General features: G+C 71.0%; 25 protein-coding genes and 1 tRNA gene. 17 read left to right on the forward strand and 9 right to left on the reverse strand.

What is annotated here, in order from left to right; translation table 11 throughout:
* The first annotated feature begins 170 nt into the window (after positions 1 to 170).
* From MFF54_RS08170 to MFF54_RS08210, 9 genes are read left to right on the forward strand one after another with little or no spacing between them, the layout of a single operon-like run.
* Positions 171 to 1,334, forward strand: coding sequence for an ABC transporter substrate-binding protein (locus tag MFF54_RS08170; protein WP_238302117.1), 1,164 nt, complete (start codon positions 171 to 173; stop codon positions 1,332 to 1,334).
* A 7-nt stretch (positions 1,335 to 1,341) separates the two neighbouring features.
* Positions 1,342 to 2,214: a branched-chain amino acid ABC transporter permease gene (locus MFF54_RS08175; RefSeq protein ID WP_238302118.1), complete on the forward strand. Its 873-nt coding sequence runs from the start codon at positions 1,342 to 1,344 to the stop codon at positions 2,212 to 2,214.
* A 10-nt stretch (positions 2,215 to 2,224) separates the two neighbouring features.
* On the forward strand, positions 2,225 to 3,223 hold the full coding sequence (locus tag MFF54_RS08180; protein ID WP_238302119.1) for a branched-chain amino acid ABC transporter permease: 999 nt from the start codon (positions 2,225 to 2,227) through the stop codon (positions 3,221 to 3,223).
* Positions 3,216 to 3,926, forward strand: coding sequence for an ABC transporter ATP-binding protein (locus MFF54_RS08185; RefSeq protein WP_238302120.1), 711 nt, complete (start codon positions 3,216 to 3,218; stop codon positions 3,924 to 3,926). The genes MFF54_RS08180 and MFF54_RS08185 overlap by 8 nt, the downstream gene beginning before the upstream one ends.
* On the forward strand, positions 3,919 to 4,629 hold the full coding sequence (locus tag MFF54_RS08190; protein WP_238302121.1) for an ABC transporter ATP-binding protein: 711 nt from the start codon (positions 3,919 to 3,921) through the stop codon (positions 4,627 to 4,629). Before MFF54_RS08185 ends, MFF54_RS08190 begins: the two co-directional genes overlap by 8 nt.
* On the forward strand, positions 4,626 to 5,582 hold the full coding sequence (locus MFF54_RS08195; protein WP_283206263.1) for an NAD(P)H-dependent flavin oxidoreductase: 957 nt from the start codon (positions 4,626 to 4,628) through the stop codon (positions 5,580 to 5,582). Before MFF54_RS08190 ends, MFF54_RS08195 begins: the two co-directional genes overlap by 4 nt.
* A 14-nt stretch (positions 5,583 to 5,596) precedes the next feature.
* Entirely contained in the window at positions 5,597 to 6,358 is a 762-nt protein-coding gene (locus tag MFF54_RS08200; RefSeq protein WP_238302122.1) for an enoyl-CoA hydratase-related protein, read from the forward strand.
* Between the two features lie 8 nt (positions 6,359 to 6,366).
* A complete protein-coding gene (locus tag MFF54_RS08205; RefSeq protein WP_238302123.1) occupies positions 6,367 to 7,179 on the forward strand; it encodes an IclR family transcriptional regulator in 813 nt (270 codons plus the stop codon).
* A gap of 16 nt (positions 7,180 to 7,195) precedes the next feature.
* Positions 7,196 to 8,371 carry a CaiB/BaiF CoA transferase family protein gene (locus MFF54_RS08210; protein ID WP_238302124.1) on the forward strand — a complete coding sequence of 392 codons (1,176 nt, stop codon included), beginning with the start codon at positions 7,196 to 7,198 and terminating at the stop codon, positions 8,369 to 8,371.
* 78 nt (positions 8,372 to 8,449) lie between these two features.
* Here the strand turns inward: MFF54_RS08210 and MFF54_RS08215 are convergent, their stop codons facing one another.
* The 3 genes from MFF54_RS08215 to MFF54_RS08225 form a co-directional block, all read right to left on the reverse strand.
* Positions 8,450 to 10,438 (reverse strand): methyl-accepting chemotaxis protein, encoded by a 1,989-nt coding sequence (locus MFF54_RS08215; RefSeq protein ID WP_238302125.1) that lies wholly within the window; start codon positions 10,436 to 10,438, stop codon positions 8,450 to 8,452.
* Between the two features lie 123 nt (positions 10,439 to 10,561).
* Positions 10,562 to 11,545: a DctP family TRAP transporter solute-binding subunit gene (locus MFF54_RS08220; RefSeq protein WP_238302126.1), complete on the reverse strand. Its 984-nt coding sequence runs from the start codon at positions 11,543 to 11,545 to the stop codon at positions 10,562 to 10,564.
* Between the two features lie 459 nt (positions 11,546 to 12,004).
* Positions 12,005 to 12,184 carry a hypothetical protein gene (locus tag MFF54_RS08225; protein ID WP_238302127.1) on the reverse strand — a complete coding sequence of 60 codons (180 nt, stop codon included), beginning with the start codon at positions 12,182 to 12,184 and terminating at the stop codon, positions 12,005 to 12,007.
* Between the two features lie 309 nt (positions 12,185 to 12,493).
* Between MFF54_RS08225 and MFF54_RS08230 the strand changes: the two genes are divergently transcribed.
* The gene (locus tag MFF54_RS08230; protein WP_238302128.1) at positions 12,494 to 12,949 is read left to right on the forward strand and encodes a CBS domain-containing protein; all 456 of its coding nucleotides are present in this window, start codon (positions 12,494 to 12,496) and stop codon (positions 12,947 to 12,949) included.
* On the opposite strand, the gene MFF54_RS08235 is transcribed toward MFF54_RS08230, so the two are convergent.
* Positions 12,950 to 13,480, reverse strand: coding sequence for a hypothetical protein (locus tag MFF54_RS08235; protein ID WP_238302129.1), 531 nt, complete (start codon positions 13,478 to 13,480; stop codon positions 12,950 to 12,952).
* 54 nt (positions 13,481 to 13,534) lie between these two features.
* Between MFF54_RS08235 and MFF54_RS08240 the strand changes: the two genes are divergently transcribed.
* Positions 13,535 to 15,298 (forward strand): SLC13 family permease, encoded by a 1,764-nt coding sequence (locus tag MFF54_RS08240; protein WP_238302130.1) that lies wholly within the window; start codon positions 13,535 to 13,537, stop codon positions 15,296 to 15,298.
* Positions 15,299 to 15,424: 126 nt separating this feature from the next.
* A tRNA-Arg gene (locus tag MFF54_RS08245) sits at positions 15,425 to 15,501 on the forward strand.
* 415 nt (positions 15,502 to 15,916) lie between these two features.
* Here MFF54_RS08245 and MFF54_RS08250 read toward each other — a convergent pair.
* Positions 15,917 to 16,351, reverse strand: a complete 435-nt coding sequence (locus MFF54_RS08250; RefSeq protein WP_238302131.1) for a hypothetical protein — start codon at positions 16,349 to 16,351, stop codon at positions 15,917 to 15,919.
* Between the two features lie 159 nt (positions 16,352 to 16,510).
* On the opposite strand from MFF54_RS08250, the gene MFF54_RS08255 reads away from it, so the two are divergent.
* The 5 genes from MFF54_RS08255 (at position 16,511) to MFF54_RS08275 (ending at position 22,577) form a co-directional block, all read left to right on the forward strand.
* Complete coding sequence (locus MFF54_RS08255) at positions 16,511 to 16,708, forward strand: hypothetical protein (protein ID WP_238302132.1); 198 nt, start codon at positions 16,511 to 16,513, stop codon at positions 16,706 to 16,708.
* A 126-nt stretch (positions 16,709 to 16,834) separates the two neighbouring features.
* Entirely contained in the window at positions 16,835 to 17,257 is a 423-nt protein-coding gene (locus MFF54_RS08260) for a MerR family transcriptional regulator (RefSeq protein WP_238302133.1), read from the forward strand.
* Positions 17,258 to 17,428: 171 nt separating this feature from the next.
* Entirely contained in the window at positions 17,429 to 17,803 is a 375-nt protein-coding gene (locus tag MFF54_RS08265) for a hypothetical protein (RefSeq protein WP_238302134.1), read from the forward strand.
* Positions 17,804 to 17,937: 134 nt separating this feature from the next.
* Positions 17,938 to 19,308 (forward strand): efflux RND transporter periplasmic adaptor subunit, encoded by a 1,371-nt coding sequence (locus MFF54_RS08270; RefSeq protein ID WP_238302135.1) that lies wholly within the window; start codon positions 17,938 to 17,940, stop codon positions 19,306 to 19,308.
* A 14-nt stretch (positions 19,309 to 19,322) separates the two neighbouring features.
* The gene (locus MFF54_RS08275; protein ID WP_238302136.1) at positions 19,323 to 22,577 is read left to right on the forward strand and encodes an efflux RND transporter permease subunit; all 3,255 of its coding nucleotides are present in this window, start codon (positions 19,323 to 19,325) and stop codon (positions 22,575 to 22,577) included.
* 54 nt (positions 22,578 to 22,631) lie between these two features.
* Here MFF54_RS08275 and MFF54_RS08280 read toward each other — a convergent pair whose 3' ends face one another.
* The 4 genes from MFF54_RS08280 to MFF54_RS08295 form a co-directional block, all read right to left on the reverse strand.
* The gene (locus MFF54_RS08280) at positions 22,632 to 23,354 is read right to left on the reverse strand and encodes a cytochrome c biogenesis CcdA family protein (protein ID WP_238302137.1); all 723 of its coding nucleotides are present in this window, start codon (positions 23,352 to 23,354) and stop codon (positions 22,632 to 22,634) included.
* A 36-nt stretch (positions 23,355 to 23,390) separates the two neighbouring features.
* Positions 23,391 to 24,458, reverse strand: coding sequence for a L,D-transpeptidase family protein (locus MFF54_RS08285; protein WP_238302138.1), 1,068 nt, complete (start codon positions 24,456 to 24,458; stop codon positions 23,391 to 23,393).
* Between the two features lie 88 nt (positions 24,459 to 24,546).
* Entirely contained in the window at positions 24,547 to 25,059 is a 513-nt protein-coding gene (lspA, locus tag MFF54_RS08290; RefSeq protein WP_238302139.1) for a signal peptidase II, read from the reverse strand.
* Positions 25,059 to 26,600: heavy metal translocating P-type ATPase (locus tag MFF54_RS08295; RefSeq protein ID WP_238302140.1), on the reverse strand; the 1,542-nt coding region annotated here is incomplete at its 5' end. The genes lspA and MFF54_RS08295, both read right to left, overlap by 1 nt.

The following is a 26,600-nucleotide window of genomic DNA, read 5'->3' on the forward strand; positions in this document are numbered from 1 at the left end:
CATGCGGACGATCGGTCTGCAAGAAATTGACAGATCCGGAACGGGCGTGCCATCCAGGCGCCGCCTCGAACCGCTCTGCGGATCGCCGGGCCACGCGGAGCACCAGACTCTGCGCATGGGATGAAACACGAGCGCGCCGCCTTCCAGCCCGCGCCCAGGGAGAAACCCGCATGCTTCGCAGAGCCGTCGCGGCCGCGTCGATCGCCCTCGCCACCCTGGCCGGAGGGCCCGCCCGCGCCGACGAGATCCTGGTCGGCGCCCACATGCCGCTCACCGGCTCGCTCGCTCGCTCGGGTCAGGCCTTCGACGAGGGCATGCGGGTGGCGATCCAGATGTTCAACGCCCGCTCTGACAAGCACAAGATCCGCCTCCAGGTGATCGACGACGAGAGCACGCCCGCCAAGGCGGTCTCGGCGGTGGAGAAGCTCGTCTCGGACGGCGCCGTGGCGGTGATCGGCGGCTACGGCTCGAACATCATCGGCCCGGCCTCGGACGCCTCAAACCGGCTGAAGACCACCTACATCACGGCCGGCGCGGTGAGCGACGAGCTGACGGCCCGCGGCCTGAAGACCTTCTTCCGCATCAACAACAATGCCGGCTACCAGCGCGGCATGGGCGCCCTGCTCGAGACGCTGAAGCCGGCCTCGGTCTCGATCCTGGCCTCGACCAAGGAGGCGCCGGCGCTGCTCGCCAAGGGCCTGCAGAAGGACCTCTCCGCCAAGGGTGTGAAGGTCACGGTGCACGAGTTCGACCCGGCGATCACCGACTTCAAGCCGGTCATCAACAAGGTGAAGCTGCAGGACAAGTCGGACATCCTGGTGATGTCGGCCTACGAGAACGACTACGTGGGCATCATCCGGGCCGCCAAGGTTCTGAAGCCGCCGGTCAAGCTCATCGTCGGCGCGTGGTCGCTCGCCACGCCGAAGATGTACAGCGAGTTCCCCGACCTGATGAACAACGTCGTCGGGACCTCCTTCCTGCCCTTCCCGGTGGAGATGAAGGACGAGGAGGGCAAGCGCTTCGCCGAGGCTTACAAGAAGACCTACAACAAGGAGGTCGAGTACCTCTCCACCCTGAGCTTCGTCGAGACCACGATCCTGGCGGAGGCGATCGCCCACGCGGCGGACGCCGGCACGCTCAAGACCGGCGGCCTGCCCGACGCCATGCGCCGGACCGAGCGCGAGACCCTGCTCGGCCCCGTCCAGTTCGACGCCACCGGCGACAACCCGCGCTTCTCCGTGGCGATGGGCCAGCACCGCGCGGGCAAGATCGTGCTGGTCTCGCCGGCCGCCGCGGCGACGGGCGAGATCGTCTTCCCCGGCCTGCCCTGGTAGGCGCGCCATGGTCGATCTCGTCCTCCAGGCCCTGTTCTCGGGTCTCCTCGTGGGCAGCGTCTACGCGCTCGTGGCGCTCGGCCTCGCCCTCTCCTTCGGGGCGATGCGGATCATCAACCTCGCGCACGGCGAGCTGGTGCTGCTCGCCGCCTACTGCGCCTACGTCGTCGAGGCCCGGGCCGGCCTCGATCCCTACCTCGCCATCCCCCTGGCGCTCGTGGTGGTGTCGATCGTCTGCGCCGCGCTCTTCCTGATGATCGACCGCATCCGCGAGCACCGGGAGCTGAACTCGCTGATCCTCACCTTCGGGATCGGTATCGTCCTGACGAACGCGATCCTGCTGGTCTTCGCCAGCGACGTGCGCACCACCGCCTCGCCGGCGCTCCAGGACGCGACCTCGATCGGACCCGTCTACGCCATGAACGGCGAGATCGTCGCCTTCGGGGTCAGCCTCGCGCTGATGGTCGCCCTGTGGTGGTGGCTGAAGAAGAGCTGGTACGGGCGCGCGGTGCGCGCCGTCTCGTCGAACCGCGCCGCGGCGACGCTCATGGGAATCAGCCCGGTGCGGACGGAACTCGTCTCCTTCCTCGTCGCGGGCGCGCTCGCGAGCTTCGCGGGCGTGGCGCTCTACACGATGAGCGTCGTGCAGCCGGCCGTGGGCCACGCGCTGACCGTCAAGGCCTTCATCGTCACGGTCCTGGCCGGCGTCGGCTCGATCCCGGGCGTGTTCCTGGCCGCGATCCTGCTCGGCGTCACCGAGGCGCTCACCGTCACGCTCGCGAGCTCCGCCCTGCAGGAACTCGTCGGCATGGTGCTGTTCCTCCTCGTCCTCTTCCTGCTGCCGAACGGCCTGTTCGGCGCGCGCGCCCGCCGCGGCTGAGGTACACCGCATGGCCTCCCTCGATTCCGCCCCCGCCGTGCCGCTGAAGGCCGCGCCCGCCCGCGGACGCCTCCCCGGCGGCGCGGTGCTCGGCCTCGCCCTCCTCGTCCTGGCCCTGCTGCCGGTGCTGCTCGGGGCGAGCAACTACATGCTGGGGCTGCTGATCTCGGCCCTGATCCTCTCGGGCGTCGCGCTCGCCTGGGCATTGCTCGGCAATCTCGGCGGCATGGTCTCGTTCGGCCACGCCGCCTTCTTCGGGGTCGGCGCCTACGCGTCGGCACTGCTCGCGGGCAAGCTCGGCCTGCCGGTGCTGCTCAGCGTGCCGGTGGGCGGTGTCGTCGCCGTGGTGGCCTCGCTCGCCATGCTGCCGGCGCTGCGGCTGTCGGGCCCCTACTTCGCGCTGGCGATCCTCGCCTACGCGCAGATCTTCCGCATCCTCGCGACCGAGGCCTCCTGGCTCACCGGCGGCGGCGCGGGCTTCCAGCGCTATCCGGGCCTGCCGACCGTGTTCGGGATCGATCTCGCGAGCCGCACCGGCAGCTACCTGCTGCTCGTGGCCTGCGTGACGCTCTGCGCGCTCGCCTACCTCGCCGTGCGGCGGAGCCACATCGGCCTGGCGCTCCGCGCCATCGCCGACAGCGAGGACGCGACGCGGGTGGTCGGCGTCAACAGCACGTTCCTGAAGTCCCTGATGCTGCTGCTCTCGGCCTTCATCACGGGCGTGTTCGGCGCGCTCAACGCCCACATCATCGGCTTCCTGGAGCCGGACTACGCCTTCTCCGGCGTCTGGAGCCTCATGCCGATCATCGCGGCGATCTTCGGCGGCTACCGCACGATCCTCGGCCCGATCGGCGGCGCGGTGATCATCTACCTGTTCGATCAGGTGGTGGCGAAGGGGCTGATCGCGGTGGGCCACCAGATCATCCTGGGCTTCGTCCTCGTCGTGATGGTGCTGGCCGCGCCGAACGGGCTGCTGGGCCTCGTCAAGAAGGGAGGCCGCGATGCTTGAGCTCGACGCCGTCACCGTCCGCTTCGGCGGGCTGGTGGCCCTGCGGGACGTCACCTTCACAGTGGCGCCGGGCGAGATCCTGGGATTGGTCGGCCCCAACGGGGCCGGCAAGACCACCCTGTTCAACGGCATCTCGGGGCTGACCCGGGTGCGCGGGCGGATCCTGTTCGAGGGCCGCGACGTCACGAAGCTGCCGCTGCACCGCCGCGCCCGCCTCGGGATCGGCCGCACCTTCCAGATCCCGCAGCCGATGCAGCACCTCACCGTGCGGGAGAACCTCGCGGTCGCTCAGGTCTTCGGTGCGGGCCGCCACGACCCGGCGCGGATCGAGGAGATCCTGTCCGTCATGGAGCTCCAAGCCCAGGGCGACCGCCCGGCCGAGAGCGCGCTGGCGTTGCAGGAGCTGAAGCGGCTGGAGATCGCCAAGGCGCTCGCCACCGAGCCGCGCCTCCTCCTCCTCGACGAGGTGCTGGCCGGTCTGGAGAGCCAGGCCAAGCGCCAGTTCGCCGCGAAGCTGAGAGAGCTGCATCGCCGCTACGACCTGACCATCGTCATCGTCGAGCACGACATCGAGACGATCTCGGGTCTCTGCTCGCGCGCCGTGGTGCTGAACTTCGGCGAGATCATCGCCGACGGCACCCCGGCCCAGGTCTTCCGCGATCCCCGCGTCGTCGAGAGCTATACCGGGACGGCCCATGCTTGAGACCCGAAACCTCCGGGCCGGCTACGGCCACATCACGGTGCTGTGGGACCTCTCGCTCACCTTCCGGGAGGGTGCCCTCACCGCCATCGTCGGCCCGAACGGGGCCGGCAAGACCACGCTGCTGCGCGCGCTCACCGGGCTGATCCCGCACAAGGGCGAGATCCGGCTCGGGGGCGAGCGTCTGGCGGGCAAAACCTGGGACCTTGCGGGCCAGGGCATCGTGATGGTGCCGGAGGGCCGCCTCGTCTTCCGCGACATGAGCGTGGAGGAGAACCTCTGTCTGGGCGCCTACCCGAAACGGTGCCGCGGCGACCTCTCCTCCGGGCTCGACCGGGTCTACGGCCTGTTCCCCCGCCTGCGCGAGCGCCGCGGCCAGGCGGCGGGCTCGCTCTCCGGCGGCGAGGCGCAGATGCTCGCCATGGGACGGGGGCTGATGTCCCAGCCCCGCATCCTGCTGATCGACGAGCCCTCGCTCGGCCTCGCCCCGGTGATCGTCAACGAGGTGTTCGACATCATCGCGCGCTTGAAGGAGGCCGGGACCACGATCCTGCTGGTGGAGCAGAACACCCGCGTGGCGCTCGGCGTCGCCGACGACGTGCACCTCCTGCGCGGCGGGCAGGTGCGGCTCAGCGCGCCGGCGGCGCAGGTCGATCTCGACCGCCTGCACGACCTCTACTTCGCGCGGGAGGCGCAGAGCGCGTGAGCCGCCTCCCCGCGATCCTGAGCGAGAACCTCGCCCTTCCTGTCATCGCTTCGCCGATGTTCATCGTCTCCGGCCCCGACCTGGTGATCGCCCAGTGCCGTGCCGGCATCGTCGGGTCCTTCCCGGCGCTGAACGCCCGGCCGGCGGCGATGCTCGACACCTGGCTCGCGCGCATCACGGAGGAACTCGACGCGGCCCGCGCGGCCGATCCGGCAGCCAAGATCGCGCCCTTCGCGGTGAATCAGATCGTCCACGGCTCGAACGACCGGCTGGCGCAGGATATCGAGACCTGCGTGAACCACCGGGTGCCGATCGTCATCACCAGCTTGCGCGCGCCCGACGCCGTGGTGCGGCCGGTCCACGGCTACGGCGGCCTGGTCTTCCACGACGTCACCACGGTCCGCCACGCCGAGAAGGCGCTGGAGGCGGGCGTCGACGGGCTGATCCTCGTCTGCGCCGGGGCCGGGGGGCATGCGGGCACGCTCTCGCCCTTCGCGCTGGTGGGCGAGGTGCGCCGCTTCTACGACGGGCCTCTGATCCTCTCGGGCGCGATCACCACAGGCGCAGCGATCCTGGCGGCGCAGGCCATGGGCGCCGATCTCGCCTATATGGGCACCCGCTTCATCGCCTCCGCCGAGGCGAACGCGGCGCCCGCCTACAAGGACATGATCGCGGGGGCGAGCGCGGCGGACATCGTCTACACGCCCTTCTTCACCGGCGTGCCCGGCAACTACCTTACGCCCAGCATCCGGGCCGCCGGCCTCGACCCGGACGCCCTGCCGGCCGCCGACAAGACCGCCATGAGCTTCGCCAGCGACCGGGCCAAACCCTGGCGCGACGTCTGGGGGGCGGGCCAGGGGGTCGGCACGATCCCCGACGTGCGGCCGGTCGCCGAGATCGTGGCGGACCTGTCCCGGGACTACGCCGCGGCGCGTGCCCGCCTCGCGGCCTGAGGAGGCCCAGAGCCATGAGCGAGATCCCCCCGCCCCGGACCCTGCGGACCTCCGAGCCGTCGGACGGCGTGCGCCTCCTCATCATCGACCGGACGGTCCGCCGCAACGCCCTCGACCGGGCGACCTACGCGGCCCTCCGGGAAGCGCTGGCTGAGGCCGGCACCGACGCGGCCGTGCGCGCGGTCGTGCTCACCGGCGCCGGCGGCTGTTTCACCGCCGGCAACGACCTCGCGGACTTCCGCGATACCGCGGAGACGGTCGAGGACAGCCCCGGCCTCGCTCTCCTGAAGGTGCTCGCCGCCTGCCCAAAACCGGTCGTGGCGGCGGTGGAGGGCCACGCGGTCGGCATCGGCACGACCCTGCTCCTGCACTGCGACCTCGCCTATGCGGGTGCGGGCGCGCGCTTCCGCCTGCCCTTCACCAGCCTGGGGCTCAGCCCCGAGGGCGGGTCGAGCTACCTGCTGCCGCTGGTGGCCGGCACGAAGCGCGCCGCCGAGCTGCTGATGCTGGGCGAGCCCTTCGGAGCCGAGACGGCTGAGGCAGCCGGCCTGGTCAACGCCGTGGTGCCGGCGGGCGAGGCCCTCGGCGCGGCGCTGGAGCGGGCCCGGGCGCTGGCGGCGCTGCCGCCGGTCTCGATCGCCGCCACCAAGCGGGCGCTGCGGGCGGGCCACGCCGAGATCGTGGCGCGCACGCTCGCGAGCGAGGCCGAGACATTCCACGCGCTCCGCCGCGGCCCCGCCGCCCAGGCCGCCTTCGCGGCCTTCTTCGCACGGTGAGCGCGACCATGAGCGAGACCGAGACCCTCGCCGACCTCGACACCGAGGAAGGCGGCCCGAAGGAGGACCGGCACTTCGTCACCGCGCTCGCCCGGGGACTCGCGGTGCTCGCCTGCTTCGGCCGCGACCGGCGGATGCTCGCCAACCACGACATCGCCGAGGCCTGCGGCCTGCCGCGCTCCACCGTGTCGCGGCTGACCTACACGCTGACCAAGCTCGGCTACCTGCACCTCGTGGAGGAATCCGGAAAGTACCGCCTCGGCACCCAGACGATCGCGCTGGGCTCCATGGCGCTGGGCGGCCTCGACGTGCGCCAGCTCGCGCGGCCGGCGCTGCGCGCCGTGGCGCAGGCGGCCAACGCCTCGGTCGGCCTCGGCGTGCGCGACCGGCTCAGCATGCGCTACATCGACTGCCAGCGGGGACCCGCCGCGATCTCGCTCAACCTCGACACGGGCTCGCGCATCTCGCTCGCCCGCTCTGCGATGGGCCGGGCCTACATCGCGGTCTGCTCCGACCGCGAGCGGAGCGCGCTCTACGAGGAATTGCAGGCCTACGATCCGCTGGCCTGGCCGGCGCTCCGGGCCGGGCTCGACCGGGCCGTGCAGGAGCACCGGGAGATCGGCTGCTGCACCTCCTTCGGGGAGTGGCAGGACACCGTCTCGGCCATCGCGGTCGGCTTCCACCCGGGCGGCGGCCTGCCGCCGATGTCGGTGAATTGCGGCGCACCGACCGTCATCACCGACGCGCGCTTCCTGATGGACGTCGCCCGCCCGAAGCTCATCGAGGCCGTGCGCGGCCTGGAGGGCGTGATGGGCGCCTGAGGAGACAGGAGACCCGATGCTGTTCGATCCCGACGATCTGCCGCTCGCCGGCATCCGCGTGCTAGATCTCTCGCGCGTGCTCGCGGGCCCCTGGTGCGCGCAGGTGCTGGGCGATCTCGGCGCCGACGTGATCAAGGTCGAGCATCCCGAGCGCGGCGACGACACCCGCGACTGGGGCCTGCGGACCGGCCCGAGCAACACCTCGTATTTCGACAGCGTGAACCGCAACAAGCGCTCGATCGGCGTCGACCTCGCCGACCCGGAGGGGCTGGCGCTGGTGCGCGACCTCGCCCGGCAGAGCGACGTCGTGGTGCAGAACTTCAAGACCGGCGGAGCCGACCGGCTCGGGCTCGGCTACGCGGCACTCTCCGCCGAGAACCCGCGACTGATCTACTGCTCGGTCTCGGGCTACGCATCGGACGGACCCGAGGCGACGCGGCCGGGCTACGACCTCGTGATTCAGGGCGAATCCGGCCTGATGGCGCTGAACGGCGAGGCCGAGCGCCCGCCCCTCAAGTTCGGCCTCGCGGCGGTCGACCTGTTCACCGGCCAGTTCGCGGCGCAAGGTGTGCTCGCCGCCCTCTACCAGCGCGAGCGCACGGGGCGCGGGCGCCTCGTCGAGCTCGCGCTGTTCGATTGCGGCGTGGCACTGACCTCCTATTACGGCCTGGAGGCGATGGTGCAGGGCCGCGACCCGGCCCGCTACGGCAACGCGCACCCCTCGATCGTGCCCTACGGCGTGTTCGAGGCGGGCGACGGGCCGATCGTGCTGACGGTCGGCAACAACGCGCAGTACCGCCGCTTCTGCGAGCAGGTTCTGGAGCGGCCCGACCTCTGCGCCGACCCGCGCTTCGCCACGAACCTCGACCGCTCGAAGAACCGCGCCGTTTTCGTGCCGGTGCTGGAGGCGGAGCTGGCCAAGTGGTCGCGTGCCGATCTCCTCGTCCGCCTCGCCTCGGCCGGCATCCCCTGCGGCGAGGTGCTGGGCCTGCACGAAGCCCTGACCTCGGCGCGCGCCCGCTCAGCCGGCCTCGTCATCCCGCAGGGCGCGGGCGCGGAGGCCACGGCGCATGTGCTGGCCCCGCCCTACCGCCTCGACGGCGCACGCCTGCCGGTGCGGCGGATGCCGCCGACGCTCGACGGTTCGGGCGCCGACATCCGGGCCACGCTGCCGGATCGGCCGGCGGCCTGAGCCGCACCGGCAGCCCCTGACCGGCCGAGGACGGGGGCGCGCCCGCGTGCCCGTACTTCGGGCCAAGGCCGGGGTCCCTCAGGCCGCCTTCACGCCCGCCAGGAACAGCCCCACCTCCCGGTGCAGGTTCTCGGAATGGTGCGAGAGTTCGCGTGCCGCGCCCAGCACCTGGGCAGCGGCGCTGCCGGTCGAGCCGGCACCCTGGCGCACATCCGCGATGCTGCCGGCGACCTGACCGGTGCCGCTCGCGGCCTGCTGGACGTTCCGGGCGATCTCCTGCGTGGCGGCCCCCTGCTGCTCCATGGCGGCGGCGATCGCGTTCGAGACCGCGGCCATCTGCCCGATGGTCGCCCCGATGGCGTGGATCGCCGCGACCGATTCCTGGCTTACGCTCTGGATCGCGGCGATCTGGCCGGCGACCTCCTCGGTCGCGCGGGTGGTCTGGCCGGCGAGCGCCTTCACCTCGCTGGCGACGACCGCGAAGCCCCGTCCCGCCTCGCCGGCGCGCGCCGCCTCGATGGTCGCGTTGAGCGCCAGAAGGTTCGTGTGGCCGGCGATCTTGTTGATCATCGCCACGACGGTGTCGATCCGCTCGGCCGCGCCGGCGAGCTGCCGGACCAGGCCGTCGGTCCGGCGCGCCTCGTCGGCGGCCTGTTGCGCGATGCGGGCCGACTGGCCAGCCTGCTGCGTGATGTCCTGGATCGAGGCCGACATCTCCTCGCTCGCGGCGGCCACGGTCTGCACGTTCGACGCCGTGGTCTCGGCCGCCCGCATGGCGGTCGTGGATTGCCGCGCCGTCTGCTCGGCGGTGCTCGCCATGGCCTGGGCCGTGGCCTCCATCTCGGTCGCAGCCCCGGCCAACCCCTGTGTGAGCACCGAGACGTTCGCCTCGAAGCTCCGCGTCAGCGCGTCGAGATGATTGGCCCGGCGCATCTTCGCGTCCGCCTCGCCGGCCGCTGCGGCGTCGGCCTGCGCCTTGGCGATCAGCGCGTCCTTGAAGACCTGGACGGTCCGGGCCATCGCGCCCAGCTCATCCGTGCGCGCGGCCCCCGGCACGGCGACCGCGTGGTCGCCCGCCGCGAGGCGCTGCATCGCGGCGGTCATCGCGGTCAGCGGCTGCGCGACGCCGCGGCCGACACGCCAGGCGAGGAGCACGCCGATCACGAGGGCGGTCGCGCCGATGCCGATCACGAGCAGCCGGAGATGGTTCGCATCCTCGGTCATCAGGGCCATGATCTGCTGCTGGTCGCGCACCGCCCGCTCGCGTGTCTCGGCGCCCAGGGCGACGAGGCGGTCGCCCGTCTGCTTCACGGTCTGGTAGGCCGCCTCGACCGCGCCGGCGCCGTTGATCACCCCGTCCAGGGCCGCCTTGAACGGGGCGACCTTGCCGTTGATAGCCTTCAGCGGCGTTTGGAGCAGGCCGGCCCCGTCGATCCGCGCGAGCGCCGCGAGCTCCCGGGTGTAGCGGCCGAACTCGACCGTGGCCGTGCTGGCATCCGCCGGGTTGTTGCTTGAGCGGAACAGGTAGGCGGCGCCCACGGTAGCCTGGAGGGCGCGGTCGACCCGGAAGGCAGCGGCGGCGAGAGCCGGGTCCTGCGCGGCACGCTCGGCCATCGCGTAGCCCGCATTCGAGAGCGCCGCGGCGAGCTTCGCGAGGTCGCCGAGCGCCGCCTTGCGCGCCTGCATCATGCCGATCAGAGCGTTCGCGCCCGCCACGTAGTCCCGCGACTGCGCCAGCATCGCGTCGTCCGCATCACCGGACCGGGCAGCGCGCTCGCTCTCGGTCGCGAGCTTGGCGAGCCCCACCTTGAGATCGCTCAGCATCTCGCCCTGCTCCGTGCGCATGTAGTTGAGCAGGAGGCGCCGCGCGCCGTTGACGAGCAGTTCGGAGGCACTGGCCCGTTCCGCGGCCCGCACGCGGGCGTCGGCGCTCTCCACCTCGGCGTTGAGCGCGCTGACGCTGCGGAAGGTGGCCAGCGCGGAGAGCGTGAGCAGCACCAGCACCACGCCGAAGCCGGCAGCGATGCGTTGGGCGACCGAGAGACGGTCCAGACGGAGCGTGAGCATCGAGGGCAAGTCCTGGGAACCTTGGAGCCGTCTTCGGCGGCCTAGAAGCGTCCGGGCGCGCGGCGATGCGGCGCTCCGGAGAGGGGCGGTGTCCTTCTTGATCTGGTGCGTCCGGGCGCGGCCTCAGCGGACCGCCTTGATCTGCCGGAGCGTCTCGGCCCCGAACCGGGCACTGAACTCGGCCGTCGTCGCCTGAAGGCTCTGCTCGAACGCCGCCCGATCGATACCCGCGACCACGCTCATCCCGGAGCTGCGCAGCGCGTCGACGCCCTCCGTCTCGGCCCGCCCCGCGACCTCGCGGGAGACTTGCCCCGCGGCGCGGGCGGCCTCCGTGAAGGCCTTCTGGTCCGCAGCGCTCAGGCCCTCCCAGGCGGCGCGCGACATGACGACCACGGCCCAGGAATAGACGTGACCGCTCAAGGTCAGGTGCTTCTGGACCTTCTCGAAGCGGGACGCGGCGATCACAGAGATCGGGTTTTCCTGACCGTCGAATTGTCCCGATTGCAGCGCGCCGTAGAGAGCAGGAAAGGCGAGCGGCTCGGCCTTCACGCCGAGGCTCCGGAAACCGGCCAGCATGATGTCCGATTGCGGCACCCGCATCGAGAGGCCCCGGAGGTCCTCCGGGCCCGTGACCGCCCTCTTGGAGTTCGTGATGTGCCGCATGCCGTTCTCGCCCCAGGCGAGCGCGACCAGCCCCTTCTGCTGGAATTTCCTGAGATAGTCCTGGCCGATGGCGCCGTCGAAGACCGCGTGGGCGTGGCGCGCGTCGCGGAACAGGAACGGGATGTCGAACACCCCGAATTCGGGGATGATGCTGGAGAAGGGCGCGCTCGTGATGAAGGCGAGGTCGAGATGCCCGAGGCGCAGTTCCTCCGCCATCTCCACCTCACCGCCGACAGAGCCGTTCGGGTAGAGCTCGACCCGGTAGCCGCCGCCGGTGCGCTTGGCGACCTCGGCAGCGAAGCGCTCTGCTCCCGCTCCGAGCTGCGAGGTCTGCGCGAACAGGTAGCCGAACCTCAGGACACGCTCGTGTGCCTCGGCCTGCGCGATAGTCCAGGCCGAGGAGAACCCGACGACAACGGCGGCAACTCTGAGACGTGAAAGCACCGGTCGATCCCATGCGAAGGTACGGCCGATGCATAGCGCAAGCTGATTAAAAGACGATTGATACAAAATCCAAGTCAAAGAAAGACGATTGAGCGCAATTCACCTGACTACGATCTTGTTTCTGAATGTTATTGGACTAAACTCACAGGTGATCAGCATATCGTCCTAGAACCGGCCATAGGATGCTCGCCATAAGACCGCTCCGCCTCAAATGAGATCAGATGCTCGACGTTGCTTCACCTGGCGCACCTGACGCGGTTTCCTGTCGCGTGGCGCGCTGCCGGCTCTAACTGCCATCTCTCGTTACCGCCCTCCGCATGCTGCTGAACGCGGGCTGCCCGACCGCGTCGGCCCCGCTGGGTAGGGACCAGCGACGACGATCTTCCGCATCGTCCTGCCGCCGAAGCTGCGTTCCGGAACCGGCGCGGCAGTCCGCGCGCGGGCTCCGCCGGAGGCCCCTCACGGGCCGCCCGCCAGGGCTCCTGTGATCACCATGATCAGCGCGTCGAGATCGACCCGCCCGTGGATGTCGGCGGAGCCGTCTTCCGCGATGCTGACCTTCGGTGCAGCGTCGGTCGCCTCGGACTGACGCAGAAGTTCGGTCAAGAGGGCGTCCCTGATCGTGGCCTGTAGGTCCATGCTCGCTCCTCAGAATGGCTCGTCTGCCGGCCGATGCGCCGCGCTTGCGTTCTCCGGGACGGTCCGGATCGACGTCGGTGCGAGCCATCGGCGAGTTCCCCGAACAGCGCGCGGGGCGGCAGGTCGTCGGCCCTGTACCGAGGGGCCAACCCGCCGCTGGCCCTGCGGGTTCATCCGCGCCGGCGCCGCCGGCCTTGCGGATGGAGCGCGCGCGACCGTCTCGAATGCGTGCTCGGATGTGGGCCGGCGAGCCCTAGATGGACGACGTTGCGCGCGTGGCCGAGGCCGGCGCGATCCACAAGGCGCCCGATGTCGAACCTGTCCGCCGAGACCCTCCGCGTCGCCGATGTTATGGCCCGCGACGTCGAGTTCATCGAGCCGCACGCGAGCGCGCAGGCTGCGGCCGTCCTCATGGGGGAGATCGAGGTCGGCGCGCTCCCCGTGGGCTCGGCGGACCAGATCGTCGGTATCGTCACGGACCGCGACCTGCTCTACCGGGTCGTGGCCCGCGGGCGCGATCCGGCGGCCGTTCCGGTGCAGGAGGTCGCCTCGCGCCCCGTCCTGTTCTGCGCGCCGGACGACAGGCTCCGCGCGGCCATGGACGTCATGGTAGCGAACTACGTGCGGCGGCTGCCGGTCGTCGACGGGAGTCGCAGGGTCGTCGGATGGCTGACGCTGGCCGACATCGCCCGCCACCTCCTCGTCAACGACGACGCCCTGCAGGTCTCGCTTCTGGCGCTCACCGAGGGAACGGAGGCCGGCTGATCAGGTTCGGTATCGGCGCTCGGCGGCGCGCACGGCCGCGGTCGGCAGGGCGCGATGCAGAGCGACATAATCGGCGAAGGCCCATCCCGCCGGGCCGGCCTCACGCGCGGCGACCAGGCACAGGATGAAGGCGATCAGAGCGGTCTCGGGGTCCCGCAACGCGGTGAGGACCGCATCGAGCGGTGGCGGCGACCGGAGGGAGGCCTCGAACGCCGCAAGCAGGCCGGCATCCGCGCCCACCCCCGAGAGCCAAGTCCGCACCCGGTCGGGCGCGGCCTCCGCGCGACCGGCCCGGGCGGCCACCGCGGCAAAGCGCGCGAGGACCGCGCGCTCCTCCTCGGGGAGGCGCGCCAGATTGACGCTCAGCGGCATCAGGGTCTGGTGGCGGTTCTGCAGAAAGCCGTGGAGCACCTTCTGGCCGATCACCTCGGCGACCTGCCGGCGACCCGGCGCGACGGCGCGATGCCGGCGGTCGGTCGCCTCCCGCTCGGGAGACGGGTGATCCTGACCTGTCCCGACCCGCTCCGACACCCGCCCCTCCCCATTCGCGCCGCCAGTTGCGGCGCTCCGAACAGGTGACCCCGGATGACCGTCGATCAAGTGCTCGCCTTCGGCCTGATCGGCGTGACCGTCGCGGCCTTCGTCTGGGACCGCCTGCCCTACGACGTCGTAGCCCTGACGGCGCTGGCCGTCGGCATCGCGATCGGCCTCGTGCCGGCCGACAAGGCCTTCTCGGGCTTCTCCGACGACATCGTGGTCATCGTGGGCGCAGCCCTCGTGCTCTCGGCGGCCATCGCCCGCTCGGGCGCGGTCGAGACCCTGATGCGCCCGCTGATGCCGCATCTGACCAGCGCCGGACGGCAGGTGCCGATCCTCGTAGCCGGGGTCCTGCTGCTGTCCATGGTGACGAAGAACGTGGGCGCGCTGGCGATCTTCATGCCGATCGCCCTGCAGTTGGGCCGCCGAAGCGGCACGCCGCCCTCCGCGATGCTGATGCCGATGGCCTTCGCCTCGCTGATCGGCGGCATCGTCACCCTGGTCGGCACCTCGCCGAACGTGATCGTCTCGAAGGTCCGTGCCGACCTGACCGGCCAGCCCTTCGGCATGTTCGACTACACGCCTGTGGGGCTCTGCGTGGCGGCGGCCGGCTTCGCCTTCCTGTGCCTGGGCTGGCGCCTGCTGCCGCGGCGCGACGGCGGCACTCGCTCGATGGAGGCGGCCTTCACCCTGGAGCGCTACACTACGGAAGCGCGCCTGCCAGCGGGTCATCCTGCGGCCGGCGGCCCGGTGGCCGCGCTGGAGGGCCAGGGCGACGGCGAAGTCCGCATTGCGACCGTTCTGCGCGAGCGCTTCCGGCGCTATCCGGCGAGCCCGGACTTCGCCCTGAAGGACGAGGACGTGCTTCTGCTCAACGGCGAGCCCGACGCGCTGGAGCGCTTCGTGGCGCGAACCGGGCTCACCCTCGCGGGCGCGGCGCCCGCGGCGGAGGCCGTGGTGATGGAGGGCGTGGTGACCGCGGAGTCCGACCTCGTCGGACGCACCGCCGCCCAGCTCGACCTGGAGCGCGCCTCGGGCCTCGGCATCCTCGCGGTCAGCAGGCGCGGCCGACGCATCGAGCAGAGGCTCTCGTCCGTCCGCTTCCGGGCCGGCGACGTGGTGGTGGTGCGTGGGCGTGCCGCCGCGCTCGCACCCGCCCTGGGAACGCTGAAGGTGCTGCCGCTGGCAGCCCGCGAGATCGCGCTGGGCCGCAACGACCGGAGCTGGCTGCCGGCCGCGATCCTGCTCGCCGCGATGGGCCTCGTCGCCCTCCATGTGGTGCCGGTGGCAGTGGCCTTCTTCGGGGCCGTCGTGGCCGTGCTGCTCCTGCGCAGCATGACGCCGCACGAGGCCTACCAAGCGGTCGAGTGGCCCGTGCTGGTTCTGCTCGGCGCCCTCATTCCGATCTCCGAGACGGTCAGCAGCACCGGCGGCGCGGACCTGATCGCAGCGCACCTGACCGCGCTGGTGCAGGGTCTCTCGCCCGTGGCGGCGCTCGCCGCGATCCTGGTCCTGGCCATGGCGGTGACGCCGTTCCTCAACAACGCCGCGACCGTCCTGATCATGGGGCCGATCGCCGCCAAGCTCGCGACGAAGCTCGGGCTGAATCCTGACCCGTTTCTGATGGCGGTCGCGCTCGGCGCCGCCTGCGACTTCCTCACGCCGATCGGCCACCAGTGCAACACCCTGGTTCTGGGCCCCGGCGGCTACCGCTTCGGCGACTATGCCCGGCTCGGGCTGCCGCTGTCGCTCATCGTAATCGTGGTGGGCGTGCCGCTGATCGCGATCGTGTGGCCACTCCATCGGGGTTGATAGGAGCAGAGCCAGACCGACCTCTGGATGTGCCGGGGGATCGAACAGGGGCCGGGTCACTTTGCGCCCGCTCCCTTCACTGCCCCGTTGCGTCCCGCACGCCATTCCGCTAATCAAGCCCGAGCAGCACCCGTAGCTCAGCTGGATAGAGCGTTGCCCTCCGAAGGCAAAGGTCACACGTTCGAATCGTGTCGGGTGCGCCAACCTATCTTGGACGCCACATAAGTTCCGACTGGCGCCACCGTGGCGCGACTGCGCGCCAAGAAAGATTCTACAAATAAACCCCTGAGAGGCAAGACTTTTCGGCCTCCGGTCTTCTTCCAAGACAGCTCCAATCCGCTCGGCAGCCTGGCACAGCCATTCGCCACGCGGCCCCTCGTCTGCGGCGAGAACCGAGACGCGGGCCGCGTCGCGCGCTCGCGGGACGGGCGCTCCCCGCCGGCCCGGCCGCAATCATGGTGGCCTTGCATGTCTCAGGTGCAGCGTGGGCGGGCATCGCCCGCGGAGCAGCCCCCGTGCATTCGAAGTCCGACAGAACCGAGAGCCCGCGGGAGCTCCCTCGGACCGGGGACCAAACTGGTCCGCCGCCCTGGCGCGCGCCCGGGCCAACAATCCGCGTCACATCCCCACCGCGCTCGGAAAGACGGACGATTGGCTCACGATGAACGAGGCCGCCGCATGCCTGGGCACGACGCGTGAGGTCGCCTCGTTCAGAAGGACCCGGGAGAGTTTGGTCGCGGCAGCGTCCGCCGGCGAGACACCTGCGCTCGACGGCGTCGCGGTCCGCATGGTGGACCCCGCGTGGAAGGGGTCGACCGGTGGTGCATCCATCGGGGCGAGTTGCTGTTGCTCGCCAGCCATAGCGGGCGTCGCTAACGTTGTTGGCCGGCCAGGCCCGAGGGATGGCACACCCTGGAGGAGGCGACGGAACGCGCCGGTGCAGGTGTCGATCCAGACGTCCTCGCCGACGCTTGGCGAGCCCTGACCAAGGGGACCGTCTTCGAGGGCTTCGGCCGCATAACCGAGCTGGGCGTCCGCCTGCAGCGCGGCCATATGCACGCCAACGAGCGCTGGTTCATGCACCCGGACGACGCGTAGGTCCTTGCCGCCGCCATCAGAGGCCGGCTGACACACCTGCGGAAGAAGTTTCTTTCGCCCGCCAGGATCGCCGCGCAGGTCCGGCCCGATTGCCGGGAGCTGGCCCTGCAGCTGATGACAAGCCTCGGCGACGCTAAGGCCGTCGGCGCGGCCGCTACCCTCCAGGGTGTGCTCGTCGAGGTTCGCCGCTTCCTGATCGACGGCAAGCCTACGGCTTGCCTGGCGGAGGAGGTCTATCCACGCTTCGTGGAGGTCCTCACGAAGATGTATGACACGGCGTTGGCCGAGGAGGTCTCCGGCTACAGGATGTGATCCTGCGGCGCGTGGTCGAGTTCCAGACCCAAACCCGATGGATCCGCCGGCTGGTGCCCGTGACGCCTACCTCGCTCGGCGAGAATCCCATAATCCCTCCAGCGACTGGAGAATTTGAGGGACTCGATGAGACCGTTCGCCATTGGCACCCTCTCGGAGCAGACCGGGGTGAAGATCCCGACCATCCGCTTCTACGAGTCCATCGGATTGCTGCCCGCGCCCGAACGGACGCAGACCAACCGACGGACCTACGACGAGAGCACCGTCAGACGCCTGCGTTTCATCCGAAACGCCCGCGAGCTCGGGTTCGAGGTGGAGGCGATCCGGTCGCTCCTCGACCTCGCCGACAATCCGGGGAAGCCGCGGGAGGAAGTCGACGCGGCCGCCCGTGACCACCTTGCCGACATCGATGACCGGATCGCGCGCCTGACAAGACTGCGGAGCGAGGTCCAGGTTCTGGCCGATCCGCGTCCAAGCGGGCAGGCCGGAGGGGAGCGGCTCCTGCAGGCGTTGTCCGATCACGACCTGTCCCACCACGAGACTTGCTGAGGGCGTGCAGTCCAGCGACGCCGCGTGTCGCCGCGACCTCGGCTGCGTTCATCCCGCCGCCGACCCGGATCGTCTCGGCCTTAAGGTGGTACCCATCGCCGGCATGCGCGACATCGCCGCCCGGCAGACCGTTCTTGTGTGGGCAAACCGAAATCGCGCATAAGCACCGCGATGGACACCGGCGGTCTGCATAGGCGTCGCTTCGCGGCGTGGGAGTGGTGGGCGCTCAGCGCCCGCGCGCTCGTGCTCGCCCTGGCCCTGTTCATCGTCGCTCCCGTCGCGGGCGTCGGTGAGGACCTCGCGTTCCACGCCCCCCGTCACCACGGACTGACCGAGATGGCTGCCCTCGACGCGGCCGCCCCCGAAGAGGCTGCCGACCCGGGCTTCGCCTGCCACCTCCATTGCGGCTGTCACCAGGTGGCTCCGCCCCAGGCGTCGGCCGACGTCACGCCGGCGCCGGCATTCGCCGCCCTGACCTATTCATGGGTGGCCGACGTGCCGTCCTCCGTTGCTCCCGACCGCCTGACGAGACCGCCCCGCGCGTGAGGTGACGCCGCGCCCATGAGCGCGCGTTCGCCCGGCCGTCCGACGCGGCGCCGGGCTCGTCTCCTCACCTGAACCAACGGGAGCGACCGCGACCGCCCAGAGGGGCCGTCCGGCATCCCGGCCGAGCGGTCCCCATGCGCATCCTCCTGTTCGCGGTCCTCCTGGCCGCCGGCATCGCCATCGGCGCAGCCGTCCCCGCCGTCACCGGCTTCGTCCAAGGCAGCCTGTCCGCCGCCGGCCTGCCGAAAGACCTGTTCGCTTTCACCGCGGGCCCGGCTCCCGCCAAGCCCGAGCCCGCACGAGCCGGGGCCGGGCAGGACGACGATGACGACAAGGGAGCCGCGTCCCCCGAAAAGGCCCACGGTAAGGAACCCGGAGTGCACGGGCAGGAGGCGGCCGAGGGGCACGCCGAGGCCGAGGCAGGCGTGATCAAGATGGCCCCCGAGCAGGTCTCGGGGCAGGACATCTCGGTCGTGAAGGTCGAGGGCGGCACCCTCGCCCGGCACCTCCTGGTGCCCGGCACCATCACCCCCGATACCGACCGGATCGCCCGTGTCCCGGCCCGGGTCGTGGGTACTGTCGCGGAGATGCGCAAGCGTCTCGGCGACCGGGTTGCCAAGGATGAGGTCGTCGCCGTCCTCGAAAGCCGGGAGGTCGCCGACGCCAAGAGCGAGTATCTCACCGCCTCCGTGCGGGCCGAGCTGGAGAAGACCAACTACGATCGCCAGCAGGCGCTCTGGGACAAGCGCGTCTCGTCGGAGCAGGTCTACCTGCAGGCCAAGGCGACCTATACGGAGGCCACCCTGCGCGTCGACCTCGCCCGCCAGAAGCTCTCCGCCCTGGGGCTGAGCGCGACCGAGGTCGCGGCCGCGCAGAAGCGGGACGAGGCGACGCCGAACCAGTCCACCCTGCGCCGGTACGAGCTCCGCTCGTCGCTCGCCGGCCGCATCGTCGAGCGCAAGGTCGACGTCGGGACGAAGGTCGGCGGAGAGGGGGACCCGGCCGACGTCTACACCGTCGCCGACCTCTCGACCGTCTGGATCGAACTCTCGGTGCCGACCACCGAGCTTGCCAAGGTGCGGGAGGGCGCACCGGTCGCGGTCACCCCGGCCCAGGAAGGCGGCGACCGCCACGCCGACGGCAAGGTCGTCTTCGTCAGCCCGTTCCTGAACCCGGACACCCGCTCGGCCCGGGTTATCGTCGCCCTGCCGAACCCGGACCTCGCCTGGCGCCCCGGCACCTTCGTCACCGCCGAGGTCGAGATCGCGCACGACGCGGTCGAGGTGCGCGTCCCGAAGGCTGCCCTGCAGACGGTCGGGGGCGAGCGCGTCGTCTTCGTGCGCACGGAGGAGGGCTTCGAGAAGCGCGAGGTCGAGCTCGGGCGCTCGGACGACGATTCCTACGAGGTCGTCTCCGGCCTGAAGCCGGGCGACCCCATCGCGGTCGCCAACTCCTTCCTCCTCAAAGCCGAGCTCGGCAAGTCCGAAGCCGGCGACGACGACTGAGCGGGAGACCGGACATGATCTCCCGCATCCTCGACTTCTCCGTCCGGCAGCGCTGGCTCGTCGTGCTCCTGTCGCTGCTGGCCGCCGGCTTCGGCGTCCACGCCCTGACGAAGCTGCCCATCGACGCGGTGCCCGACATCACCAACAACCAGGTGCAGATTAACACCGTCGCGCCCGCGCTCTCGCCCTTCGACATCGAGAAGCAGGTCACCTACCCGGTCGAGACCGCGCTCGCCGGTATCAAGGGCCTCGAATACACCCGCTCCCTCTCGCGCAACGGCTTCTCCCAGGTCTCGGCGGTCTTCGCCGACGACGTCAACGTCTACTTCGCACGCCAACAGGTGGTGGAGCGCCTGAGCGAGGCGCGCGAAGGGCTGCCGTCGGAGATCGAGCCGCACATGGGGCCGATCACGACCGGCCTCGGCGAGATCTACATGTGGACCGTGCGCTACGCGGCGCCCGGCGAGCGGAAGGCGTCGCGCCCGGGCAAGCCCGGCTGGCAGGCGGACGGCAGCTACCTGACGCCCGAGGGGCAGCGGCTCGCGACCGAGCTGGAGCGCGCGGCCTACCTGCGGACGGTTCAGGACTGGGTGATCCGGCCGCAGGTCAGGACCGTGCGGGGCGTCGCCGGCGTCGACAGCATCGGCGGCTACGAGAAGCAGTACCATGTCCAGCCGGACCCGACGAAGCTGACCGCGCTAGACCTGTCCTTCGGCGACGTCGCCCGGGCGCTCCAGGCGAACAACGCGAACCAAGGCGCCCGCTACCTGGAGGACAACGGCGAGGGCTACGTCGTCCGCTCCTCCGGCCGCCTGGAAAGCATGGACGAGATCGGCAACGTCGTGGTCACGACCCGCGGCGGCGTCCCGGTCCGGGTGAAGGACATCGCCGAGGTGCGGATCGGACGCGACCTGCGCACCGGCTCGGCCAGCGAGAACGGTCAGGAAGCCGTGGTCGGAACCGCCCTGATGCTCATCGGCGAGAACAGCCGCACGGTCGCGGCCGCCGTCGACGCCAGGATGCGCGAGATCCGGCGCTCGCTCCCGCCGGGCATCGAGGTCCAGACGGTCCTCGACCGGACCCGTCTGGTCGAGGCGACCATCCGGACCGTGGCGACGAACCTCACCGAGGGAGCGGCCCTCGTCGTCGTCATCCTGTTCCTGCTGCTCGGCAACATCCGCGCCGCCGTCATCACTGCCCTGGTGATCCCGGTCGCGATGCTGATGACGACGACCGGCATGGTCGAGGCCGGCATCTCGGCCAACCTGATGAGCCTCGGGGCGCTCGACTTCGGCCTCATCGTGGACGGGGCGGTGATCATCACCGAGAACGCCCTGCGCCACCTCGCCGAGCGGCAGCACGCCCTTGGGCGGGTCCTCACCCTGGAGGAGCGCCTAACCACGGTGCGGGCCTCGGCCGAGGAGATGATCAAGCCCTCCCTTTATGGGCAGGCCATAATCATCCTGGTCTACGTGCCGCTCCTGACCTTCACCGGCGTCGAGGGCAAGATGTTCGAGCCTATGGCGCTCACCGTCATCATCGCCCTCGCGGCGGCCTTCGTCCTCTCCCTCACCTTCGTCCCGGCGATGGTGGCCATCGTGGTCACCGGCAAGGTCACCGAGAAGGACAACCTCATCATCCGCGCCCTCAAGGCGGTCTACCGCCCGATGCTCGGTGCCGCGGTTCGCGCCCCGCTGGCCTTCGTGGCGCTGGCCCTGCTGCTGCTCGCCGGGAGCGGCGCGCTACTGGCCCGGCTCGGCACGGAGTTCATCCCCACCCTCGACGAGAAGAGCATCGCGCTGAACGCGCTGCGCATCCCATCAACCTCGCTGTCGCAGTCCCAGGCGATGCAGCTCAAGGTGGAGGAGGCCATCGGACGCTTCCCACAGGTCGCCTACGTCTTCTCGAAGACCGGCACGGCGGAGGTGGCCACCGACCCGATGCCGCAGAACTCCTCGGACACCTTCGTCATCCTCAAGCCCCAGGAGGAGTGGCCCGACCCAGGCCTGTCGAAGGCGGAACTACAGGAGGAAATCGAGAAGGCGGTGGGCCGGCTCGCCGGCAACGTCTACGAGTTCTCCCAGCCGATCCAGCTCCGCTTCAACGAACTCCTGGCTGGGGCCCGCGGCGACCTTGCCGTCAAGGTCTTCGGCGACGAGTTCGAGCCGATGACGCGGGCGGCCGACCGCATCGCCGACATCCTGCGGGGCACGCTGGGCGCGGAGGACGTCAAGGTCGAGCAGACGGCCGGGCTTCCGATCCTGGAGATCAAGGTCAATAAGACCGAGGCCGCGCGCCTCGGGCTCAGCACCGGCGCCATCCAAGAGGTGATCGGCGCGGCCATCGGAGGCCGGCAGGCGGGCCTCCTGTTCGAGGGCGACCGGCGCTTCCCCATCGTGGTGCGGCTCACCGACAAGGTGCGCGAGGACCGCGAGGCGCTGGAGAACATCCCGGTTCCGCTGCCGCCCGGGCCCAACGGGCGCTCGACCTCTGTCCTCCTGAAGCAGGTGGCGAGCTTCTCGGTCTCGGAGGGACCGAACCAGATCAGTCGCGAGAACGGCAAGCGGCGCGTCGTCGTCACCGCGAACGTGCGCGGGCGCGACATCGGCTCGCTCGTGGCCGAGGTCCAGGGGAAAGTCGCCGAGCAGGTCCGAATGCCACCCGGGTATTACGTGACCTGGGGCGGTCAGTTCGAGAACCTCGCCTCGGCCAAGCGGCGGCTGACGGTGGTGGTGCCGGCGTGCTTCTTCCTGATCTTCCTCCTGCTCTACTCCGCCCTGGGCTCGGTCCGGGACGCGCTCCTCGTGTTCAGCGCGGTGCCGCTCGCCCTGACCGGAGGCATCGCGGCCCTGTGGCTGCGCGGCATGCCGTTCTCAGTGCCGGCCGCCGTCGGCTTCATCGCCCTGTCCGGTGTGGCGGTCCTCAACGGCCTCGTGATGCTGACGTTCATCAAGCAGCTCGTCGCCGAGGGACGCCCCCGCCGAGAGGCGATCCTGGAGGGCGCCATGACCCGGCTGCGGCCCGTCGCCATGACTGCCCTCGTCGCCTCGCTCGGGTTCGTTCCGATGGCGTTGGCGACTGGGACAGGCGCGGAGGTCCAGAAGCCGCTCGCGACCGTGGTCATCGGCGGCCTGATCAGCGCCACCCTGCTAACCCTGGTCGTCCTGCCGGCCCTCTATGCGCGCTTCGGCGGCGCCCGCGCCACGCCGCCGGTCAGCCATGACGAGGACGCCGATGGCGCCGCGCCGTTCCGGCAGGCCGCCGAATAGCCCGCCTGCCGCAGGCATTGAGGGGCAGCCCGAGCCCCTCGATGTCTTCTCCGTTCAGCCGATCCGACCTAGCGCCGGAAAGGTCTCCATGATGAGGGAGGCCACATCGGTCATGCGGTCGGTGACCATCAGCAGCCCCATCGCCACCATCACGCCCCCGCCGACGAGCTGAAGCGCACGGCCGAACCAGCGTAGGGTCCGGAGGCGCGCGACGAAGCCAGACAGGAACAGGGCCGCCGCCACGAACGGCACGCCGAGCCCGAGCGAGTAGACGGTGAGCAGGGCGACGCCCTTGCCCGAGGCCGAGGAGGCCGTGACCGCCAGGATGACACCGAGGACGGGACCGATGCATGGGGTCCATCCGAAGGCGAAAGCCGTTCCGAGGAGATAGGCGGCGACGGGTCCCCGACCCGGCGGATCGCCGTGCCAGCGCAGCTCGCGCTGCAGCCAAGCGGGCCGCAGCAGACCGGCAGTGAACAGGCCGAACAGGATCACCAGCAAGCCGGAGGCGAGGTTCAGCGTCTCGCGATGAGCGAGCAGGGCGAAGCCGAGCGCGCTCGCCCCCGCGCCGAACGCGACGAAGACGGTCGTGAACCCGAGCACGAAGCAAAGGCTCAGGCCGAGCGTGCGAAGGCTGTCGCGCTCGCCGGCGGCCGACTGCCCGGCGACGTAAGACACGTAGCCCGGAACGAGAGGCAGCACGCAGGGCGATAGGAACGATACGGCGCCGGCCGCGAAGGCCGCGAGGAAGCCCACGCTTGAGGCGTCGATGGCCATCGGTTCAGCCCCGGCGGAGTGATGGACGCAGGATCGTCACTCCTGATCGGCCCCGGCCGCGGCGAAGATCTTGAGAAGGCGTTGGCGCTCCGCCTCGGTCCCGCCGGGCCCCGTCGGCTTGAGCGCCGCCGCGCCCCGGACCGGATCGCGCTTGCCGGCGAGAGCAACCGGGCCCGCGGCCGGCACAGCGACCTCACGCGGCCCTGCGGCCAGAGCCTCGGGGCGGCTCACCTCGCCGAGACCGCCTCCGGCCGCGACCATGGTCTCTCGGAACGACCGGTGCTGGCCGCCGTCCTCGTACACCAGCCGGACGGCGGGCGTCCCGCTCGCCACGAGGGCGGCGACCTGCCGCTCGTCATCCGCCTGCTTCCGCGCGACCGCGCCAGCCGTGGCCTCGTCGCCGGCATCGAACACGTATCGGCCATCGGCGACGCCGACGCCCGGCTCGGCCCTCGTGACCTCGAACCGGTCGGACCCCTCCTTGAGGTTCCTCCAGAACGCGATGTTTGGGTCCTGCCGGTGCCGGGCCATGTTTTCCGGCGTCATACGGAACGGGTAGGACTGGAACTGGACGGCGCGCTGGCCGCCCGCGAAGGCCTCCCGCACCACGGCATAGAGTTCCGAGATCGCCTCGTCCGTCATCGCGAAGCAGCCCCGCGACGAGCACGAGCCGTGCACCATCAGGTGCGCACCGGTGCGTCCCAGGGAGCGGTCGTACTCGTTCGGGTACCCGAGATTGAACGAGAGGTAGAGGCTCGAATTCGGGTTCATGGACGCGGGCGTCACCGCGTAGAAGCCCTCCGGCGCCTGCCGGTCCCCCTCCCGGGTCTTGGGCCCCAGCTGACCCGACCAGCGGCACATCGGGTAGGTCTTCAGGAGGGCGTACTTGCCGTCCGCGCCGCGCTTCCAGAGCTCGATCTCGGACTCCTTCTTGTAGGCCCGCATCAGGATCGGGTCCGCCGGCGAGACACCCTTGGCCGACATCAGGGCCAGGGTCGCCGGCGGGATCGGCGCGAGGTGGCGCGTCGAGGCCGCGTATTGGCCGTCCTGGCAGGCGGACAGCGCCAGGAGGAGGGCCAGACCGAGCGTTATCGTCTTCAGCATGTCGGCCTCGCCGAGGTCGGCTTCCGAGCCTGGGCTCGAAGGATTGATGACAGGTTGCCGTGGCTGCGGTTCGGCGGAATCGGGCCCCTCACGGGATTGGCCCCCCGGCACTGCGATGCCCCCGCCGCAGAGGAAGTCCGTCGAGGAGCAGCAGCACCACACCCGCCGAGATCCAGACGTCCGCCAGGTTGAAGGTGAACCAGCGGATGCCGCCGGTGTGCAGGTCGAGGTAGTCCGTGACGACGCCGTCCATGAGCCGGTCGACGAAATTGCCGGCGGCCCCGCCCGCTATCGCGGCGAGCCCGAGGCGTTCGAGCCCGCCGCCCGCGGCCAGGGCCCAGCCGGCTACAAGGCAAGTGAGCGTGCCCTGGATGGCGAGGAGCAGCGCCAGGGAGGACTCGTCGTGCGCCGGGAACAGGCTGAAGCTGATGCCGTGGTTGAACGACAGGCTCAGGTCGATGAAGGGCAGCGCGCCCCTGACGGCGCCTTCCTCCAGCCACGCCTCGGCCACCGCCTTGGCGACGAGGTCGATGGCCGCAGCGGCCCCGGCCACCCCGGCCACGGTCGCCGCCCGGCCGGCCCACCCTGACAGGGAGATCATCAGGCCCTCAGGAGACGGAGCGCGTTGGCCGTCACCAGGACGGTCGCGCCGGTGTCGGCCAGGATGGCCGGCCAGAGGCCGGTGATGCCGGCGATGGTCGTCACCAGGAACACGGCCTTCAGGCCGAGGGCGATCGCGACGTTCTGGCGGATGTTGCCCAGGGTCGCCCGAGAGAGGGAGACCAGCGCGGCCACGTCGCCCACCCGGTCGTTCAGCACCGCCGCGTCCGCCGTTTCCAAGGCCGCGTCGGTGCCGCCGCCCATCGCGATGCCGACGCTGGCGGCGGCGAGCGCCGGCGCGTCGTTGATGCCGTCGCCGACCATCGCCACCGGACCCGCCGCCTTCAGGGCCGCGATCTCGGCGAGCTTGTCCTGGGGCAGGAGCTCGGCCTTCACGTCGAGCCCGAGTTCGGACGCGACCGCCTCGCCCGTGCGCCGGTTGTCGCCGGTCAGCATCACGCTGCGGACGCCGAGCTTCCGCAGGGCCGAGATGCCGGCCGCCGCGTCGGTGCGGGGCTCGTCCCGGACCGCGATGGCGCCCAAGGCCTCGGCGCCGCGGACGACGATGACCACCGTCTTGCCGCCGGCTTCCAGGTCCGCGACCGCGCGCTCGGCCTCAGGGCCGAGCCGCACGCTCTCGGCGGCGTGGCGCGGGGAGGCGACGAGCACCGTCTGACCCATCACCGTGGCCGACACCGCCTTGCCGGGGATGGCGCGGGCGTCCCGCGTCGGGCGCAGCGGCACCCCGTCCGCGCTCGCTCGGTCGAGGATGGCCCGGGCGATGGGGTGGCTGCTTCCGCTCTCGACCGCGGCGGCCAGCCCGAGAAGTGAGCGCTCCGACGCGTCCGGGGCGAAGGCCAGGATATCCGAGACCCGCGGCCGTCCGGCGGTCAGCGTCCCGGTCTTGTCGAACGCGACCGTGCGAACCCGCCCGATGACCTCCAGCGCGGCGCCGCCCTTGACGAGCAGCCCGCGTCGCGCTCCAGCGGCCAGTCCGGAGGCGATGGCCGCTGGGGTCGAGAGCACCAGCGCGCAGGGGCAGGCGATGAGGAGGAGCGCTAGGCCCCGGTAGATCCAGGTGCCCCAGTCGGCGCCGAGCAGCGGCGGCACGACCGCGACCGCGGCCGCGGCCGCGAACGCGATGGGCGTGTAGACCGCGCTGAACCGGTCGATGAAGCGCGCCGTGGGCGACTTCGACGCTTGCGCCTCCTCGACGAGGTGCAGGATGCGGGCGACCGTGTTGTCAGCCGCCGTCTTTGTGACCCGGACCTGGAGCGCGCCGTCGGCGTTGACGCTGCCGGCGTAGACCGGGTCGCCAACCTCCTTGGGCTTCGGGACGGACTCGCCGGTGATGGGGGACTCGTCGAGGCTCGACGCGCCGTCGGTGATCACCCCGTCGGCGGGCACGCGGTCGCCCGGCCGCACGACCACGACTTGCCCGATGGCCAGCGACGCAGCGGCCACCTCGCGGATGGTGCCATTGGCCTCGTCGACGAGGCGGGCGGTCTTCGGCACCAGGGCGGCGAGCGCCTTGATGCCGGC

Source organism: Methylobacterium gregans (genome assembly GCF_022179245.1).
Taxonomy (GTDB): Bacteria; Pseudomonadota; Alphaproteobacteria; order Rhizobiales; family Beijerinckiaceae; genus Methylobacterium; species Methylobacterium gregans.